Annotated in this window: 17 protein-coding genes; 4 read left to right on the top strand and 13 right to left on the bottom strand. The window is 64.8% G+C overall.

The window, feature by feature from the left end; all coding sequences use genetic code 11:
• Positions 1–14: 14 nt before the first annotated feature.
• Complete coding sequence (locus ACQY7X_RS17695) at positions 15–2,276, bottom strand: PAS-domain containing protein (protein ID WP_428246733.1); 2,262 nt, start codon at positions 2,274–2,276, stop codon at positions 15–17.
• A 209-nt stretch (positions 2,277–2,485) separates the two neighbouring features.
• Between ACQY7X_RS17695 and ACQY7X_RS17690 the strand changes: the two genes are divergently transcribed.
• Positions 2,486–3,862 (top strand): flagellar hook protein FlgE, encoded by a 1,377-nt coding sequence (locus ACQY7X_RS17690; protein ID WP_428246732.1) that lies wholly within the window; start codon positions 2,486–2,488, stop codon positions 3,860–3,862.
• 12 nt (positions 3,863–3,874) lie between these two features.
• On the opposite strand, the gene ACQY7X_RS17685 is transcribed toward ACQY7X_RS17690, so the two are convergent.
• The 8 genes from ACQY7X_RS17685 to gatC form a co-directional block, all read right to left on the bottom strand.
• Positions 3,875–4,243 (bottom strand): hypothetical protein, encoded by a 369-nt coding sequence (locus tag ACQY7X_RS17685; RefSeq protein WP_428246731.1) that lies wholly within the window; start codon positions 4,241–4,243, stop codon positions 3,875–3,877.
• A gap of 57 nt (positions 4,244–4,300) precedes the next feature.
• On the bottom strand, positions 4,301–4,498 hold the full coding sequence (locus ACQY7X_RS17680) for a heavy-metal-associated domain-containing protein (protein WP_428246730.1): 198 nt from the start codon (positions 4,496–4,498) through the stop codon (positions 4,301–4,303).
• 79 nt (positions 4,499–4,577) lie between these two features.
• The gene (locus ACQY7X_RS17675) at positions 4,578–5,180 is read right to left on the bottom strand and encodes a DUF6655 family protein (protein ID WP_428246729.1); all 603 of its coding nucleotides are present in this window, start codon (positions 5,178–5,180) and stop codon (positions 4,578–4,580) included.
• A gap of 115 nt (positions 5,181–5,295) precedes the next feature.
• Positions 5,296–5,925: a redoxin family protein gene (locus ACQY7X_RS17670; protein ID WP_428246728.1), complete on the bottom strand. Its 630-nt coding sequence runs from the start codon at positions 5,923–5,925 to the stop codon at positions 5,296–5,298.
• A gap of 47 nt (positions 5,926–5,972) precedes the next feature.
• A complete protein-coding gene (locus tag ACQY7X_RS17665) occupies positions 5,973–8,081 on the bottom strand; it encodes a protein-disulfide reductase DsbD family protein (RefSeq protein WP_428246727.1) in 2,109 nt (702 codons plus the stop codon).
• A gap of 85 nt (positions 8,082–8,166) precedes the next feature.
• A complete protein-coding gene (gene gatB, locus ACQY7X_RS17660; RefSeq protein ID WP_428246726.1) occupies positions 8,167–9,636 on the bottom strand; it encodes an Asp-tRNA(Asn)/Glu-tRNA(Gln) amidotransferase subunit GatB in 1,470 nt (489 codons plus the stop codon).
• A 2-nt stretch (positions 9,637–9,638) separates the two neighbouring features.
• Positions 9,639–11,117 carry an Asp-tRNA(Asn)/Glu-tRNA(Gln) amidotransferase subunit GatA gene (gene gatA, locus ACQY7X_RS17655; protein ID WP_428246725.1) on the bottom strand — a complete coding sequence of 493 codons (1,479 nt, stop codon included), beginning with the start codon at positions 11,115–11,117 and terminating at the stop codon, positions 9,639–9,641.
• A complete protein-coding gene (gene gatC / locus ACQY7X_RS17650) occupies positions 11,117–11,404 on the bottom strand; it encodes an Asp-tRNA(Asn)/Glu-tRNA(Gln) amidotransferase subunit GatC (protein WP_428246724.1) in 288 nt (95 codons plus the stop codon). Before gatC ends, gatA begins: the two co-directional genes overlap by 1 nt.
• Positions 11,405–11,557: 153 nt before the next feature.
• Between gatC and ruvX the strand changes: the two genes are divergently transcribed.
• A complete protein-coding gene (gene ruvX / locus ACQY7X_RS17645) occupies positions 11,558–12,016 on the top strand; it encodes a Holliday junction resolvase RuvX (protein WP_428250073.1) in 459 nt (152 codons plus the stop codon).
• Here ruvX and ACQY7X_RS17640 read toward each other — a convergent pair.
• A complete protein-coding gene (locus ACQY7X_RS17640) occupies positions 11,998–12,717 on the bottom strand; it encodes a substrate-binding periplasmic protein (protein WP_428246723.1) in 720 nt (239 codons plus the stop codon). The genes ruvX and ACQY7X_RS17640 overlap by 19 nt on opposite strands.
• Positions 12,718–12,876: 159 nt before the next feature.
• Between ACQY7X_RS17640 and ACQY7X_RS17635 the strand changes: the two genes are divergently transcribed.
• Positions 12,877–14,118, top strand: coding sequence for an MFS transporter (locus tag ACQY7X_RS17635; protein ID WP_428246722.1), 1,242 nt, complete (start codon positions 12,877–12,879; stop codon positions 14,116–14,118).
• 1 nt (position 14,119) lies between these two features.
• Here ACQY7X_RS17635 and ACQY7X_RS17630 read toward each other — a convergent pair whose 3' ends face one another.
• Complete coding sequence (locus ACQY7X_RS17630) at positions 14,120–14,521, bottom strand: OmpA family protein (RefSeq protein ID WP_428246721.1); 402 nt, start codon at positions 14,519–14,521, stop codon at positions 14,120–14,122.
• Positions 14,522–14,622: 101 nt separating this feature from the next.
• Positions 14,623–15,000 carry a nuclear transport factor 2 family protein gene (locus ACQY7X_RS17625; RefSeq protein ID WP_428246720.1) on the bottom strand — a complete coding sequence of 126 codons (378 nt, stop codon included), beginning with the start codon at positions 14,998–15,000 and terminating at the stop codon, positions 14,623–14,625.
• A 60-nt stretch (positions 15,001–15,060) separates the two neighbouring features.
• Between ACQY7X_RS17625 and ACQY7X_RS17620 the strand changes: the two genes are divergently transcribed.
• The gene (locus ACQY7X_RS17620) at positions 15,061–16,485 is read left to right on the top strand and encodes a dipeptidase (RefSeq protein WP_428246719.1); all 1,425 of its coding nucleotides are present in this window, start codon (positions 15,061–15,063) and stop codon (positions 16,483–16,485) included.
• 117 nt (positions 16,486–16,602) lie between these two features.
• Here ACQY7X_RS17620 and ACQY7X_RS17615 read toward each other — a convergent pair whose 3' ends face one another.
• A complete protein-coding gene (locus ACQY7X_RS17615) occupies positions 16,603–17,028 on the bottom strand; it encodes a cytidine deaminase (RefSeq protein ID WP_428246718.1) in 426 nt (141 codons plus the stop codon).

Raw genomic sequence — 17,028 nt, 5'->3', positions numbered from 1 at the left:
GAAGCAACCAGCTTTCACGCCGCCTTGGCGGGCGCCTGCAAGGGCAGGATGATGGTGAAGCGGCTGCCGCCATTGGGCCGGCTCTGCACCGTGATATGGCCGGCCAGCACCTGGGTCACCAGGTTATAGACGATATGCATGCCCAGGCCGGTGCCGCCGCTGCCGCGCCGGGTGGTGAAGAACGGGTCGAAGATGCGCGGCAGGATCGCCGGCGGGATGCCCTTGCCATCGTCACTGATCTCGATGGCGATGCGGTCGGCGCGCACCGGCGCCACCCGCACCCGGATCACGCCGGGCTGATTGCGGCCTTCATAGGCGTGCTGCAGGGCATTCATCACCAGGTTGGTAACGATCTGGCTCAGCGCGCCGGGGCGGTGCTCCACCACCAGACCCTCGGGGCAATCCAGCGCCACCTTGTGCGGCGTGCGGCGCAGGGCCGGCGCCAGACTGAGCAACACTTCCTGGAGATAGGCGCCGACATCGAAGGCGCGCTGGGTGTCGTTGGTCTGGTCGGCGGAAACCTGCTTGAAAGCCTGCATCAGGCGGGCGGCGCGGCTCAGGTTGCCCTGCATGATGCGGGTGGCTTCCACCGCGTTGTCGATGAAATCCTGCAACGCCGCCGGGTTCATGCTGCCGGCCTTGGCCTGGCCGGCCAGCTTCTCCAGTTCACCTGCCATATGCGAGGCCGCCGAGACGCCGATGCCCAGCGGGGTCGAAATCTCATGGCTCATGCCCGCAACCATGGAGCCGAGCGAGGCCATCTTCTCGGCCAGGATCAGGCTGGCCTGGGCTTCCTTCAGCTCCGCCAGCGCCCGCTCGGCGTCGTCCTTGGCGCGGCGCAGTTCATCCTCCATGCGCCGGCGCGCCGTGATGTTGGAACGCACCACCACAAGATCGCCCGATGGCGTCACGCGCTCCTGCACCAGATACCATTCGCCGCTGCGGGTGCGGATATCGGCGGTGCGCTCGGCCTGGATGCTGCGGTCCAGCCGTTCGTTGCTCACCGCGCCCTCCTCGGCCCGGCTTTCCGCCGGATCGAACACGCCGCGCTCATAGCCGATGGCGATCAGTTCATCGAAGCCCTTGCCCAGGGTCTCCTCCACCGTCAGGCCATAAAGCGCGGCGAAGCGGCTGGAGCAGATCGAGACCTTGTCCTCGGTATCGAAGATGGCAAAGCCATCGCCGGCGACTTCCACGGCATGGCGCAGGCGGCGGTCGGTGGCATCGCGATCAGTGGCATCGGTGATGGCAAAGGCGACGCTGCCATCGGGCAGGTTGCCGGCGGTGAAATCCAGCACCTTGCCGGTGCGGCGGTGGCGTGCCGCCTGGCTGCTGGTCTCGCCGACCACCAGGCGGTTCAGGTGATAGCGGAAATCCTCCGCCCCCAGGTCACCGAAATCGCGCCGCCGCGCCAGCAGGCGGATCATGTCGTCCAGCGTGGTGCCGGGCTGCACCGCCTCGGACGGCAATTGCAGCAATTCCAGCGCCCGCTGGTTCACCGTATGCAGCCGCTGCCCGGCATCGAACAGCGCCACGCCGATCGGCAACGCATCCAGCGCCCAGGAGCGGTAAGCCTCGTGCTGGCGCGATTCCGCCAATGCTGCATCGCGCTCGGCGAAGCTGCGCTCGGCGGCCTTGGCGCTGAGATAGGCCCGGCGCCGCGCCAGCTTGATCTTGCGCATGCCGACAAAGCCGGTGACGTTGACGCCCAGCAGCAGCAAAGCCATCAGCCCGACCTCGCCCAGCGCATGGCCGAACAGGGTGGCGGACAAGCCAAGGAAGCCGAGCGAGAGCATCGTTGCATTCAGCATGGCCACGATCAGGCCATTCGGCATCACCAGGTAATAGCCGAACACCGCCGCCATGGTGATCGCCGGTGGCGTGATCACCGGCATGTCCGCACCGTTGCCACGGGTGAGATACCATGAGGCCAGGATATGCAGATTGAGCAGCAATTCGCCGAGCCCGATCCAGATGAACAATGCATCGGTAGTGGCGGCACGCCTGATCGCCAGCAGGATGGCCGTTCCCACGGCAAGGCCAAGCAGGCGCAGCAAAGCCAGGTCGTAAAACGGCTCGGTCAAGCCGAAGAACCAGTAGTCGCGCAGGCCGGCCAGCACGAATACGCCGGTGGCGATGATTGCCACCAGGACGCCAAGGTCGCGGGCTTCTTCCAGGATGCTGGCCCGGAAAGCCTGCTCCTCGCGCGCGTCCTGGAATTCACCCGTGAGGGTGAAGCGGGCTTCGGACAAACGGTGCAGGCTGCTATCGGCCATGATGGCGCGCATTATCACCAGCCACCGCGTTTAAGCAAAGCAAGCGCAGCAACAATTGCCGCGGCCCCCGCCCTCACCCGGCAAAATTTGCCGAGCCGGCCCGCCCGGCGGCAGCCCATATTAACGAATTCCGCCACTTAAGCGTTGGCACGCGGCTTGCTCCCTTCTGGTCCAACAGGATTCATCTTGCCCGTTCGGAGGCGATCACCATGACCTTTTTCGGCGCGCTCGGTACTGCGGTTTCCGGCGTCAATGCTGCGGCCACCTGGGTCGGCAACATCTCGGACAACATCGCCAACAGCACCACCAACGGCTACAAGGTGGTGAACACTGCCTTTTCCGATCTGGTGCATAACAAGGTGCTCGGCGAAAGCCCGGTTATCGACAGCACCAAGCAGGGCGGCGTGCTGGCATCGGCGAAATTCGAAAACCGCGCCCAGGGCGGTTATCTGCAGACCTTCCAGAGCACCAATTTCGCGGTTTCCGGCCAGGGCTTCATCCCGGTCGGCCGCCCCACCAGCATCGTCGACACCACCACCGGGGGCATCTCCGACCGCACCGTGACGGTGGACAGCGCCACCTACTTCACCCGGCTTGGCGATTTCCATATGGATGCCGGCAATTATCTGGTCAATTCCAACGGCTATTACCTGCTGGCCAGCCCGCTCGGCAGCACCACGCCGCAACTGCTGAAGGTGGATGACTCGCCGATCGAGGCCATTCCCACCACCACGGTATCCTTCACCGCCAACCTGCCCTCCAATGCCACCGCCGGCGCGCAATCGCGCTATGCGATCCCGGTCTACGACCCCAACTCCACCGCCACCACCGGCCAGCACGATCTTCAGGTCACCTGGACCAAGAGCGCCACGGCCAATGAGTGGCAGTTGCAGATCGATGCCGGCGAAACCGGCCAGACCAGTTTCGGCCCCGTCACCGTCACCTTCGCCGATGGCACCGCCCCACCCTTTGCCGCCGGCCGCCTGCAAAGCCTGGCCACCGCCGATGCCGGCCTGACCCTGACGCCTTCCACCGATGGCGGCCCCGCCACCATCACGCTGAACCCGGAATTCGGCGGCGCCGCCCAGCCGATCACGCTCGACCTCGGCACCTTCAATGCCGGCTTCAGCGCCACCGCCACCGCCGGCCTGACCCAGTACACCACGCCGGGTGGCCTGCCGACCAATGTCGATTTCAGCCAGGACGGCCTGCCCGGCGCCGAATTCAAGAACGTGTCGTTCAACGAACTCGGCCACATCATCTACAATTACGGCAATGGCCGCACCCAGACGCTGTATCAGGTGACGCTGGCGAATTTCCGCGAGCCGGACCGCCTCGACCGCCTGGACGACACCACCTTCCAGCCGACCACGGCTTCGGGCAATGTGATCTACGGCAATTCCGATGATCCAGACAATCCCGCCGCCGTTGGCCGCTTTGTAACCGCCACCGTGGAACAATCCACCGTGGATATCGCGGAGCAGATGACCTTCCTGGTACAGGCACAGCAGGCCTATGGCATGAACAGCCAGGTGATCACCGCCGCCGACCAGATGCTGTCACGGCTGATCGATCTCAAGCGATAAGCGGCAGGCTACCTAGGCCGGCGTACAGCGGACGATGAATTTCGGCTGCGTGTAGCGGCATTGCATGTCATTCGCCTTGTTCGGCGGCGAGATGCGGAAGATGTCGCCTTCGGTGCGGCGCAAGGCATAGCCGTTGGAAAAACGCAGCCAGCCGAAGCTGTCGAAATAACTGGTCAGGCCATTGGAGAAAACCAGCTCGCGCTTGCGGTTCTTCTCCACCGTCACATTGTTGGAATAGGTCAGCTTGCCGTTCTCGCCTTCCGCGATGGTGAGATCGGAACTACAGATGGCGCTTTTCTCGTCCGGCGTCATGCGGCATTGAAACGGCGGCTGCGGGCCGCTCAGCAGCACAGCGAAGATGGTGGCTTCCATCAGGTTCATGGCGCGGCCCCCTTAAGCGATTGCCGGGTATCGATTCCCAGCCGCCATCCTACCAGACTAGGCGGCGATCTCGAACCCGGCCTGCTCGATGGCAGCGCGCACGGCGGGTTCCGGCGCGGCACCCTGCTCCACCCGCACGATTTTAGCCGGCAGGTCGATCTCCACCTTGCCGATACCGGGCAGCTCGCCCAGGGCCTGGCGCACGGCACCGGCACAGCCGCCGCAGGTCATGTTGGGAACGGTAAATGTCAGCATGATCTTGTCTCCTATCCCCTGAAACTGGGGCTTGCCATGGGGCAAGGTCAAGACCGGTGCCAACATTTTCCAGCCCGGATTACTTTCCGACCCAAGCATTGTCCTGGTCCGGCATCAGGTCGTTCCGGGTCCAGGAGAAGAAGATCAGCAAGGCCCAGTCGGTCTTTTCCGCGAAGCCGTAGACCGGATCGCCGGCCTGCACCAGTTCGCCGGTCCGGGTATCAATCGTGGTCGCCGCGATCTTGATCACGCCCTGGCGGCGGCGCTTCTTGAATAGCGCGATCTCCGGCACATTCACATTGCCGGCCAGCGGGATCGGCACCCCGAAATCGGGGATACCGACCAGGGTATTCTTGTCATCGACAGCCAAGGCACCGATGCGCAATTCCACCGCCATGGCGGCATCCTTGCGCTCAGCAACCAGGCGGGCGCCGCGGCGCAGGATATGGTCGCGGATCGCGGCAATGGCGTATTTGCCATCGGCGCCCTCGACGAAGCGTTCATCGACGAACACGGTGGAGCCAGCCGGAATCTTCTCGGCGGTCTGCTCGGCCGCGCGGTCGGCGGCGGTAGAGAGCAGCATCTGTTCGGTGGCGGTGCGGCCGGTATCGGTTTCCTTCACTGTGGAACAACCGGCCAGTACCACCAGCAGGGCCAAAACGGCCAAAGCACGGTAGGGCATGAAAAAACCTCGGAACTGTATGTCTCAGTTCCGAGGTCTATTGTTCAATAAGGGCAAGAACGTGGCCCTTTTGCGCCCATATTTAGCGAAACGCCAGGTTAGCTCACGTACTTGCCTAGCTCACATACTTGATCGTGCAGCCATAGGCGCGGGTCACCGGCGGGTCCATGGTCTTGCCCGCCTTCACCGCCGTCAGCGCCTCGCGCACATAGTTGCGCGCGCTGTCCACATCGGCGAGCCGGGTGGAAGGCTTGTCGTCGATGGCGCCGGCATAGGCCAGCACGCCCTTGGCATCGATCACATACATATGCGGCGTCACCTGGGCGCCATACATCTTGCCGATACGGCCATCGGTATCGAACAGCACATTGCCCGGCGCGGCGCCGCGCTCAGTGGTAAGGCTCTTGGCCTGCTCCACCGAAACATGGCCCTGCTCGCCCGGCGCCGAGGACAGCAGCGTGAGCCACACGATGCCCTCGGCGGCGGCGGCCTTCTGCAGGTTCTGCATGTTGCCCGACTTGTAGTGCTTCTGCACGAACGGACATTCATGGTTGGTCCATTCCAGCACCACGGTCTTGCCGCGGAAATCCGAAAGGTTCACCGGCTTGCCGTTCACATCCACGGCCTTGAAGGCCGGGGCCGGTTTGCCCGGCGTGGCAGTAGCGGTATCGGCCTGTGCCTGGCCAATGACGATGCCGCCAGCGAGCAGAGCCGCACCGGCGAGCAGAAGATGACGACGAAACATGGTGTCCTCCCTATCTGGTTCAACGTGTCTGGTTCAACGTGTCTGGTTCAAAGCCTGTTCAACGCATCCAGTACAATGCCTTCGGTAAGCAACTGCGGCAGCACTTCCGGCGAGGCCGCCGGGTCCGCCGGATAAAGCACATAAAGCGGCACGCCGGAGCGGCCGTATTGCCCGAGATACTGCGTGATGGCGGGGTCGCGCCGCGTCCAGTCGCCCTTCAACGCCAGCACGCGGCGCTCGGCCAGCTTGGCGGCGATGGTGGATGACGACAAAGCCGCGCCCTCGTTGACGATGCAGGTGACACACCAGGCAGCGGTAAGATTCACGAGTACCGGCCGGCCTTCGCGCCGTGCTGTATCGATGGCCGCCGCATCGAAGCGGCTCCAGGCGATGGCCGAACTCGGCACGGCAAGCTTTGCTTCCGTCGCCGCTGCCGGCTGCTCCTGCGGTAATAGTAACAGCGCCAGCGCACCAGCCACGGCCGCCGCCGCTGGCAGACGTGCCAGCAGTCCCTCTCCCTTGCCCCAGGCCCAGGCCGCGAAGCCGAGCAGCAGCATGCCGAGCAAGCCGGCCAGCATGGCATCGGCACCAGCCTGCTGGGTCAGCACCCAGAGCAGCCAGGCAGCCGTGGCGAACATCGGAAACGCCAGCGCCTGGCGGAACACCGTCATCCAGTTGCCCGGGCGCGGCAGATGGCGCGCCAGGCCGGGCGCCAGACTGAACAGCAGGAACGGCAAGGCCATGCCAAGGCCGAGGCCGAGGAATACCAGCATCGCCTGGGCCGGTGGCGCTGCCACGGCATAGCCCAGCGCCGCCCCCATGAAGGGCGCCGTGCAGGGCGTTGCCACCACGACTGCCAGCGCGCCGGTGAAGAAAGCCCCCAGGCTGCCGCCGCGTTCGGCCAAGCCGCTGCCGAGATTGCCGCCGAAGCGGATCTCGAACAGGCCGGCGAGATTGAAGCCGATCAGCGCCATCAGATAGGCCAGCCCCAGCACAACCAGCGGGCTTTGCAACTGGAAGCCCCAGCCGATCACGGCGCCGCCGGCACGCAAGGCCAGCAGGCTGCCGGCCAGCAAGGCAAAAGTAGCCAGCACGCCGGCGGTATAGGCCAGCCCCTCGCGCCGCACCGCGCCGCGCTCGGCCCGCCCCAGCCGCGCGAAGGCCAGCGCCTTCATGAACAGGATCGGGAACACGCAGGGCATGATGTTGAGCAGCAGGCCGCCCAGCATCGCCATCAGCAACGCCTCGATAGCCGTGACACTGGAAGTCGAGACAGCAGGCGTTTGTGACAAAGCCGATGCCGCCACTGGTTTCGCCGCTACCGTGAAAGCCTGCCGTGCCGTGGTGCCGTCGAGTTTCTCGGTCAGCACCAGCACGCCATCCAGCGGCGCCAGCGGCTTGCCCTTGTCGATGCCGCGCTCGATATCCAGTGTTAAACTCTTGCCATCGACACGCAGCCCTTGAGCGGCGGCATGCTGCACGGCATTGCCATCGGCGGCGAAGAAATAGACCTCCTGCAAGCGCGCGGCATCCAGGCCCGGTGCCTCGACCCGCAGGCTAATGCGATCCCCCCCACCGCTCTTATCGCTACTCACACTGGCGGCCCATGGACTCATTGTGGGCTGCGCCTGGCGTGCCGCCGTGAACAGCCCGGCCCAGCGCGCATCGGGTGCCGCTGGCGTGGCATTCACCGGCAGGGCAAGGCTTAGCTCAGCTTCCTCCGGCACGCAGATTTTCTCACAGGTCAGCCAGGTGGCGGCGGCTTTCAGCGTCACCATCTCACCCGGCCGGGCATCCCTGGGTGCGGTCACCGCGACGGGCAGCAGGAACTCGCCCTCGTAGCCATAATTCACCAGCGGCGGGATCGGAATGCGCTGCGGCGCCGGCCACAGGATTTCACCCGCCTGCCAGCCTTGGGGAACCTCCCAGGCGATCTCGGTCGCCAGCCCGGAATCGCCGGGATTGCGCCAATAGGAATGCCAGTGTTCGCGATGCTTGAGCCGCAGCGCCAGCCACAGCGTCTCGCCCGGCGCGATACCGGCGCGCTCGGCCACGAGTTCCGCTTCGGAATACTCGGTTTTCACCGGCTGCGCCGAAGCGAGCCAGGGCGTCAGCATGAGCGCCAGCAAAAGCGGCAGGAGGCGTAATTTCCGCATTAACGCCAGCCTAGCCGAAGCATCGCCCGGGTCAATCCACCTCACGATGGATTGATCCCTGAAACTGAAGCCCGCTGCCGGCGGATTACCCCGCCAGCTTCTTCTTCAGCAGTTCATTCACCGCCGCCGGATTTGCCTTGCCGCCCGATGCCTTCATGGTCTGGCCGACGAAGAAGCCGAACAGCTTGTCCTTGCCGGAGCGATACTCGGCCACCTTGTCCTGGTTGGCCGCCATCACGTCGTCAATCACCTTCTCGATGGCGCCGGTATCCGTGACCTGGCGCATGCCCTTCTCATCGACGATGGTGAGCGCATCCTTGCCGCTCTCCACCATCAGCGCGAACACATCCTTGGCCAGGCGGCCCGAGATGGTGTTGTCGGCGATCAGGTCGATCAGGCCGCCGAGCTTCTCGGCGGTGATGGTGAAGTCGGCCATGCTCTGGCCGGACTTGTTCAGCACGCCGAAATACTCGGTGATCACCCAGTTGGCGCAGAGCTTCGGATCGCGGCCCTTGGCCACCTTCTCATAGAAATCGGCCGCCTCCTTCTCCGCCACCAGCACGCTGGCGTCATAGGGGCTCAGGCCCAGCTTCTCGATGAAGCGCGCCTTTTTCTCGTCGGGCAATTCCGGCAGCGTCGCCTTGATGCCATCGACCCAGCCCTGCTCGAATTCCAGCGGCAGCAGGTCGGGATCGGGGAAGTAGCGGTAGTCATGCGCTTCTTCCTTGGAGCGCATGCTGCGCGTGATGCCCTTGCCGGTATCAAACAGGCGGGTTTCCTGGTTGATCTTGCCGCCATCTTCCAGGATTTCGATCTGGCGGCGGGCTTCGTATTCGATGGCCTGCTGCACGAAACGCACGGAATTGACGTTCTTGATCTCGCAGCGGGTGCCCAGCGGACCGCCCGGCTTGCGCACGGACACATTCACGTCGGCACGCATCGAGCCTTCGTCCATGTTGCCGTCGCAGGTGCCGAGATAGCGCAGGATGGTGCGCAGCTTCTTGAGGTAAAGCCCCGCTTCCTCGGAATTGCGCATGTCGGGTTCCGACACGATCTCCATCAGCGCCACGCCGGAGCGGTTCAAGTCGATGAAGCTCTCGCGCGGGCTCTGGTCATGCAGGCTCTTGCCGGCATCCTGTTCCAGATGCAGCCGGGTGATGCCGATGATGCGGGTGCTGCCATCGGGCATGTCGAGCAGCAATTCGCCCTTGCCCACCACGGGCTGGAGATACTGGCTGATCTGGTAGCCCTGCGGCAGATCGGCGTAGAAGTAGTTCTTACGGTCGAACACCGAATGAAGGTTGATCTGCGCCTTGAGGCCCAGGCCGGTGCGCACCGCCTGCTCGACGCAGAAGCCGTTGATTACCGGCAGCATGCCCGGCATGGCGGCGTCAACGAGGCTGACCTGATGGTTCGGCTCGGCGCCGAATGTGGTGGCGGCGCCGGAGAACAGCTTGGCCTGGGAAGCGACCTGGGCATGCACTTCCATGCCGATGACGATTTCCCACGCGCCGGTGGCGCCCTGGATATAGTTCTTTTCCGGGTTCTCGCTCATGTTCACTTGCTCCACCAGGCTTCCGGCATCGCCTTGTAATCCGCCGCCTGCTCGATGCTGCGCGCCACGCGCAGCAGGGTCGCCTCATCGAACGGCTTGCCGATCAGCTGCAGGCCCAGCGGCAGGCCCTCGCTGTTCAGATTGGTCGGCACCGAGATCGCCGGCACACCGGCCAGATTGATCGGCACGGTGAACACGTCGTTGAGATACATCGCCACCGGATCGTCGCTGTTGGCGCCGATCGGGAAAGCGGCGTTCGGCGAGGTCGGCGTCAGGATCGCATCGACGCGCTGGAAGGCCTGATCGAAATCCTTCTTGATCAGGGTGCGCAGCTTCTGCGCCTTGGTGTAATAGGCATCATAATAGCCCGCCGAAAGCACATAGGTGCCGATCATGATGCGGCGCTGCACCTCGCGGCCGAAACCGGCGCCGCGGGTATTCTCATACATCTCGGTGAGGTCCTTGCCCGGCACGCGCAGGCCATAGCGCACGCCGTCATAGCGCGCCAGGTTCGACGACGCCTCGGCCGGCGCGACGATGTAGTAAGCCGCGAGCGCGTGGTAGGTATGCGGCAGACTGATATCCACCACCTCGGCACCGGCGGCACGCAGCCATTCCTTGCCACGCTCCCACAAAGCCGCGATTTCCGGGTTCATGCCATCCATGCGGTATTCGCGCGGAATGCCGATGCGCAGGCCCTTCACGCCGGCTTCCAGGCTGGCGCTGTAATCCGGCACTGGCAGATCCACCGAGGTGCTGTCCTTGGCATCGAAGCCGGCCATGCCTTGCAGCAGCAGCGCGCAATCGCGCACGGTCTTGCCCATCGGGCCAGCCTGATCCAGCGACGAGGCATAGGCGATGATGCCCCAGCGCGACACGCGGCCATAGGTCGGCTTGATGCCGGTGACGCCGCAAAGCGCCGCCGGCTGGCGGATCGAGCCGCCGGTATCGGTGGCGGTGGCGCCGAGCGCGAAGCCGGCAGCGACAGCGGCAGCCGAACCACCAGACGAGCCGCCCGGCACCAGCTTCTCACCGGCCTTGCCACGCCAGGGATTCACTGTCGGGCCGTAATAGCTGCTCTCGGTGGAGGAGCCCATGGCGAACTCATCCAGGTTCACCTTGCCCAGCATCACCGCGCCTTCGGCCCACAGCTTGGCGGTGGCGGTGGATTCATAGGCCGGCTTGAAGCCATCCAGGATATGGCTGGCCGCCGTGGTCAGCACGCCGTCGGTGCAGAACAGGTCCTTCACGGCGATCGGGATGCCATCCAGCAGCCCGGCCTGGCCTGCGGCGCGGCGCGCATCGGAGGCACGCGCCATCTCCAGCGCCTTCTCCGGCGTTTCGGTGATAACGACATTCAGCGGCTTGGCGGCCTGCATCGCCTTGATGCTGGCTTCGGTCAGTTCGACGCTGGTGAAGTCCTTCTTGGCCAGACCGGCAAGCGCGTCGGCAATGGTCAGGCGGGCGGGATCGAGGCTCATTATTCAACCACCTTGGGAACCGTGTAGAAGCTGCCCTGGCGGCCGGGCGCGTTCTTCAGCACCGCCTCTTCGTTGCCGCCGTCATTGACCACATCCTGGCGCTGGCGCAGCTTCATCGGCGCCACCGAGGTCATCGGCGCCACATTGTCGGTATTGACCGCCTGCAATTCCTCGACGAAGGAGAGAATCTTATTCAACTCGGCCGTCATCGCCTCCTGGCGTTCCGGCTCCAGTTTCAGCCGCGCCAGCTTGGCGATCTTCGCCACCGTCGCTTTATCCAATGACATGCGCTGTCCGTTCGTGCTAGCAGGTCGGAATCATTACGAAAATCGCGGCGGAAAGTAGCATCCGTGACCCTTCCCGGCAACCCATCCTCCCCCTCATCCGGCCCCCGGTCCGAGCCTGGCCCGAAACGCCAGCCGAAGCCCGGCGCGGCGCCGATCTGGCTTGGCGAGAACCAGCGTTTCCTGGGGCTGGACCTCGGCACCAAGACCATTGGCCTGGCGCTTTCCGATGCCGGGCGGAAGATCGCCACGCCCTATGCCACGCTGGCGCGCAAGAAGCTGAAGGACGATGCCGCCGAACTCGCCCGCATCGCCGCCAAGGAAGGCGTCGGCGGCCTGGTACTGGGCCTGCCGGTGAACATGGATGGCACCGAGGGGCCGCGCTGCCAGGCCTCGCGCTCCTTTGCCCGCAACCTGGCGCCGCTGCTGCCGCTGCCGCTGAGCTTCTGGGATGAACGGCTCTCCACCGTGGCGGTGCAGCGCATGATGGTGGAAGCGGATCTGAGCCGCGCACGCCGCGCCGAACTGGTGGACAAACTGGCAGCCGGCTACATCCTGCAAGCCTATCTCGACTGGCTGCAAGGCCAGGCAGCCACTCAGTCGGAAAGCCCGTAGCGCAGTTTCAGCGCGGTCAGCATCTCCGCCTCGCGGTGCATCCACAGATCCAGCCGTTGCAGCAAGGCTTTGTGGTCGCGGGTGGATACATAATAGCTGCCGCGCTGATGCGGCAGGCGCGGATCGAAAACCAGCGTGTCATCCGGCAGCATCATCACATAGCGCATCTGATGCTTCAGCACTTCCACATTGCCGAACAGCCCGTCCGCCTGGCCTAGCAGGGTCTCGCGGATTGCGGCGCCGAGCGAGGTCTGTTCCATCAGGGCCGGCCCGCGGAATTGCCAGAGCGTGTCGGCGGGCAGGCTGAAGCCGCGCACCATGGCCAGGGCATTGAGCGGCTCGGCGGGCTGCTTCAGCCGCTCGGGCTTCACCATGATGCCATCGAGATAGCCCACCACCGGCTGGCTGTAGACCACGCCTGCGGCCCGCTTCGGCTCCGGCTGCCAGCTTGGATGGTCGGGATACTTGAAGGCGATGCGGCCCTCGATCAGAGCTTGATGCAGGCGCACCACCGGCATCGGACGGTATTCCACCGTCAGCCCCTCGGCAGCGGCGAAGGCATCGAACAGTTCACGGCCAAAACCGCGATAGGTGCCGGAAAGCGTGGTGTAGTGTGGCGGGTAGTCGAGGTCCTCGACACCGACAATGAGGGCACGCGGCTGTGCCTGGGCGATGCTGCCGAAGCCCAGTGCAGTCAGCAATAGAAATAGGTACACAAACAATCTAACCACAAGGAGTTTGTGCCATAGGGATTGCAGTCGCACAAGTGAACTTTGTTGATCATCTCATCAAATTCACAACCAAAGCTGTGTTTTCCAGCAAAAAGCGTTAGATTGCATGCAACCGGCGGTAAAGCCGGGATGGAAACGCCACCCCACTGCATCAGCATGACCGACCTCGCCCTTCCCGCCGGCCAGAAGCCGGAGCTTCCCTTCCGTGATGTGCAGGTGATGGCACTGATCGGCGTGGCGCATGGCATCAGCCACTTCTTCCAGCTTGTGCTGCCGAGCCTGTTCCCGCTGCTGAAGGATGACTTCCAGGTCAGCTACACCCAGCTTGGCGCGGTGATGACGGTGTTCTATGTCACGTCCGGCCTGTTGCAGACACCGGCGGGTTTCCTGGTCGACCGCATTGGCGCGCGCAACGTGCTGCTTGGCGGCCTCGGCCTCTATTGCGCCGGCATCCTGCTCTATGGCCTGGCGCCAAGCTTCTGGATGCTGTTTCCCATCGCGCTGCTGGCGGGCGCCGGCAACAGCGTGTTTCATCCCGCCGATTACTCGATCCTCAATGCCTCGGTGAACCAGAACCGGCTCGGCCGCGCCTATGGCTCGCACACACTGGGCGGCAATCTCGGCTGGGCCCTGGCGCCGCCGCTGATGGCCGGCGCCGCGCTGCTGGTCGGCTGGCGCGGCGCGCTGGCTCTGGCTGCCGTGGTTGGCTTCGGCATCCTGGTGCTACTGTTGCTCGGCCGCGACCGCCTGGCCGAGGATGTGAGTGCAAAAAACCGCGCGGCGGGCGGAAACAGCGCGGTACCCTTGCTCAGCCTGCCGGTGCTGGTCTGCTTCAGCTATTTCCTGCTGCTCGCCATCGGCCTGGTGGCGATCCAGAATTTCCTGCCGACCACGCTGGATGCGCTGCATGGCACGCCGCTCACGCTGGCCACCACGGCGCTCACTGGCTTTCTGCTCGGCGCTTCCGCCGGTGTGATGCTGGGCGGCGTGGCGGCGGATCGCGGCATTCCGCCGGGCAAGATTGTCGTCTTCGGCCTGCTCAGCGCCGCCGGCCTGCTGCTGCTGGTGTCACGCCTCGACCTGCCGGGTCTGCTGCTGGTGGCGGCAATTGCCACGGCCGGCTTCCTGCAAGGCAGCACCACGCCGTCGCGTGACCTGATCGTGCGCGCCGCTGCGCCCAAGGGGGCATCCGGCCGGGTTTTCGGGTTTGTCTATTCCGGGCTGGATGCCGGCTCGGCGATGGCGCCGCTGGCGGTCGGGCTGCTGCTCGACCACGGCGCGCCGCAGCATGTGCTGGTGCTTTCCGCAGCGATGTTCGCCGCCACCACGCTCACGGTATTCGGCATCCGCCGCGTCACTGTCGCGCGATAGCTCAATTCAGCAGCAATGCCTGGCGCGGGCGCAGTTCGGCGCTCACCATCGGGCCACCTTGGCCCGGCAGGCTGATGCGGCTGCCGCCCAGGGCGACATGACCCGGCTCGACGCCGCGCGCCAGCAGGTAGTCGCGCACCGCCTCGGCACGCGCCAGGCTCAGCAGCACGGCCTCATCGCCTTCATCCAGCGAGGCTTCGCCGGTCAGGGTCAGTTCGGCATCGTTGAGCAGCGCCACCTGGGTATCCAGCACACGCTGCGCCAGATCGCTCAGGCCCGCCGACTGCTCGGAGAAAAACACGACAGTCTGGCCCGGGATTTGGCGCGGTTCCGCACGCTCCTGCGCGAAAGCAGCAACCGGCAAAGCCAGCATCAGGGTGGTTATCAGGGCAACAGCACGCATGGCCATCCTCCTTGATTGGATGGCCTGAGGTTCCCGCGAGATTGGGGCCGCTTTGTGGCCCGACTATGGAATCACTTGGGCATTGCAGCCCGAAAACCGGGCTAAACCGTCTCGAAGTGGTAAACCTTCGAAATGATCTGCCAGCGGCCATCGAGCAGCACGAAGTTCAGATAGTCGGTGAACAGACGCGGCAGGATGGCGCAATTCAGCTTCACCAGGGCGGTGTTTGGCCCGGTGACATCGAGCAGCAGCACACGCTCCATTTCGCGGCCCTGGCCCTTGGACTTGGCCGAGGGGCGGGAATTCACCAGGTCATACCACTGCTGCTGGTCCACATTCACCAGGGTGTTGCCCGTGGTGCAGTAGAGATGCGCCGCCGGATGGAAGGCCTGCGCCAGCTTACTCGTATCACCTTCATACAGACCATCGAGATAGGTCTGCACCACGGCGAGAATGTCCTGTTCCGGGCGGTTACTCATTGTTTGGTTTCCTCTGTGCTTGCTTGACCGCATAATCACCCGCGAACCGGGGGAGACGCAATGCGCATCGGCTGGGAGGATATCCGCGCGGGCCGCACCGAAGGCCTGCACGGCACCTGGGTGGAACTGGAAGGCTGGTGCCTCGGCCTGGATGGGCCAGAACGCAGCGACTATTTCGCCCTCACGGATGAACCCGGCTGCTGCGCCGCGCATCTGCCGCGCGATCCGGCGCGGCGCGTGGAAGTGCTGGCCGCCCTGCCGCTGCGCCTGGATATGCCGCGCCTGCGGCTGCGTGGCGAATGGCGACGCCTGCCCGGCGATGATCCCGATGACTGGCGCTTCCAGCTCCGCCAGGCCAGCCCGGTTGCCGACCCGCTGGAAGCCGCACCGCATCCCGGCTTCACCCGCCGCGCCATGCTGGCCGGTGGCGGCGCCCTGCTCGGGCTTTCCGCCTGGCGGCCGGAGGCTGCCCAGGCAGCGGCCCCCGCCCTGCCGGCAACCGAAATGCGCGCGCTGCTCACCGCCCTGCCGACCATCGACATCCACAGCCATGGCGGTTCGCTGATCGGCCTGCGCCGCACCGAGGAAGCGGCACCTTTTTCACCGCTGGCCGAGCCGATGCGCGAAGGCGGCATGGCTGTGGTCTGCCTTACCGTGGTGGCGGATACGCCCGTGACCCGGGTTGCCAATGGCCAGATCAAGCCCTTCCGTGATCCCAAGCCCGGCGAACTCTATGGCTTCGCCACCAAGTCGTTTCCGCGCGCCCAGGCGCTCGCCAAGGCGCAGGGGCTGAAAATCATCACCACGGCGTCCGAACTGGCGGCAACGCGGCCCGATAATCCCGGCGTGATCATCGCCAGCGAAGGCGCGGATTTCCTCGAAGGCAGATTGGAGCGGCTGGACGAAGCCTATACGCGCTGGCAATTGCGCCACCTGCAATTGACGCATTACCGCCCGAACGAACTCGGCGATATCCAGACCGAACCCGCCGTGCATGGCGGCCTCACGGCTTTCGGCGCCGACGTGGTGAAACGCTGCAACCAGCTTGGCATCGTGGTGGATGTGGCCCATGCACCGATGAACATGGTGCGCCAGGTGGCCGATATCACCGCTAAGCCGCTGGTGCTGTCGCATACCTCGATGACCATCAAGCCCGGCCCGACCAGCCGGCAGATTTCGCGCGAACATGCCCGCTTCATCGCCGCCACGCGCGGCGTGATCGGCATCTGGCCGCCCAGCGGCATCTACGCCACCATGGCCGAACTAGCTACCGGGATCGCGCGTGTGGCCGAACTGATCGGCGTCGATTATGTCGGCATCGGCACCGACATGATGGGCCTTGTCGGCGCTTCCACCTTCGACAGCTACACCGAACTGCCGAACCTCGCCAATGCGCTGCTGGGCATCGGCTTCAAGCCGGCGGACGTGCAGAAAATCCTCGGCGGCAATTACGCCCGCGTCTTTGCCGCTACGGTTGGCGGGTGATTTTTCTTGAATGTGTCATACCCGCGAAAGCGGGTATCCCATTTCATAACAGAATGGGACTCTCGCTTTCGCGAGAGTGACAAAGAAAACTGGAAAGACTGGGCGTAACGCCCCGCCTCAAGGCTGGCGGTGGTATTTCAGCGGCAGCAAGTCCGCGGTGCTGTAGGCGCGCAGGCTGCCTTCCACATCCAGGATCACGCGTGCTTCGGGCGCGAAATCACGCAGCATCTCGCGGCAGATGCCGCAGGGCGCCACCACCTGAATCTGCTGGTTGGCTTCGGTCGGGCGCGGATGCCGCACCGAGACGATGGCGGTGATCGGATCGTCCTTGCCGGCGCCGTCAGCCATCGCCTGGCCCACCGCCACCGCTTCCGCACAGACGGAAGCCCGGCCGACATAGGTATCGAGATGCAGGCCGGTGACGATCTTGCCCGAACGCGTACGCAGGGCTGCCGCGATATGATGCCGGCCGACGGCATAGCGCCGCCGGATCAGGTCGCGCGCGGCTTCCAGCAGATCGGCATCATCGGACCCGAGCGTCAT

The organism is Ferrovibrio sp., assembly GCF_965278975.1.
Classification (GTDB): domain Bacteria; phylum Pseudomonadota; class Alphaproteobacteria; order Ferrovibrionales; family Ferrovibrionaceae; genus Ferrovibrio.
The sequence above is the reverse complement of the archived record's forward strand: the minus strand, read 5'-3'. Positions and strand labels throughout refer to the sequence as shown.

Coding starts and splice junctions, on each gene's coding strand:
- ACQY7X_RS17625 (WP_428246720.1), bottom strand. CDS start 15,000: ATGAGTAACCGCCCGGAACAGGACATTCTCGCCGTGGTGCAGACCTAT.
- ACQY7X_RS17635 (WP_428246722.1), top strand. CDS start 12,877: ATGGAAACGCCACCCCACTGCATCAGCATGACCGACCTCGCCCTTCCC.
- ACQY7X_RS17680 (WP_428246730.1), bottom strand. CDS start 4,498: ATGCTGACATTTACCGTTCCCAACATGACCTGCGGCGGCTGTGCCGGT.
- ACQY7X_RS17685 (WP_428246731.1), bottom strand. CDS start 4,243: ATGAACCTGATGGAAGCCACCATCTTCGCTGTGCTGCTGAGCGGCCCG.
- gatC (WP_428246724.1), bottom strand. CDS start 11,404: ATGTCATTGGATAAAGCGACGGTGGCGAAGATCGCCAAGCTGGCGCGG.
- ACQY7X_RS17670 (WP_428246728.1), bottom strand. CDS start 5,925: ATGTTTCGTCGTCATCTTCTGCTCGCCGGTGCGGCTCTGCTCGCTGGC.
- ACQY7X_RS17615 (WP_428246718.1), bottom strand. CDS start 17,028: ATGACGCTCGGGTCCGATGATGCCGATCTGCTGGAAGCCGCGCGCGAC.
- ACQY7X_RS17665 (WP_428246727.1), bottom strand. CDS start 8,081: ATGCGGAAATTACGCCTCCTGCCGCTTTTGCTGGCGCTCATGCTGACG.
- gatA (WP_428246725.1), bottom strand. CDS start 11,117: ATGAGCCTCGATCCCGCCCGCCTGACCATTGCCGACGCGCTTGCCGGT.
- ACQY7X_RS17695 (WP_428246733.1), bottom strand. CDS start 2,276: ATGGCCGATAGCAGCCTGCACCGTTTGTCCGAAGCCCGCTTCACCCTC.
- ACQY7X_RS17620 (WP_428246719.1), top strand. CDS start 15,061: ATGCGCATCGGCTGGGAGGATATCCGCGCGGGCCGCACCGAAGGCCTG.
- ACQY7X_RS17690 (WP_428246732.1), top strand. CDS start 2,486: ATGACCTTTTTCGGCGCGCTCGGTACTGCGGTTTCCGGCGTCAATGCT.
- gatB (WP_428246726.1), bottom strand. CDS start 9,636: ATGAGCGAGAACCCGGAAAAGAACTATATCCAGGGCGCCACCGGCGCG.
- ACQY7X_RS17675 (WP_428246729.1), bottom strand. CDS start 5,180: ATGCCCTACCGTGCTTTGGCCGTTTTGGCCCTGCTGGTGGTACTGGCC.
- ACQY7X_RS17630 (WP_428246721.1), bottom strand. CDS start 14,521: ATGCGTGCTGTTGCCCTGATAACCACCCTGATGCTGGCTTTGCCGGTT.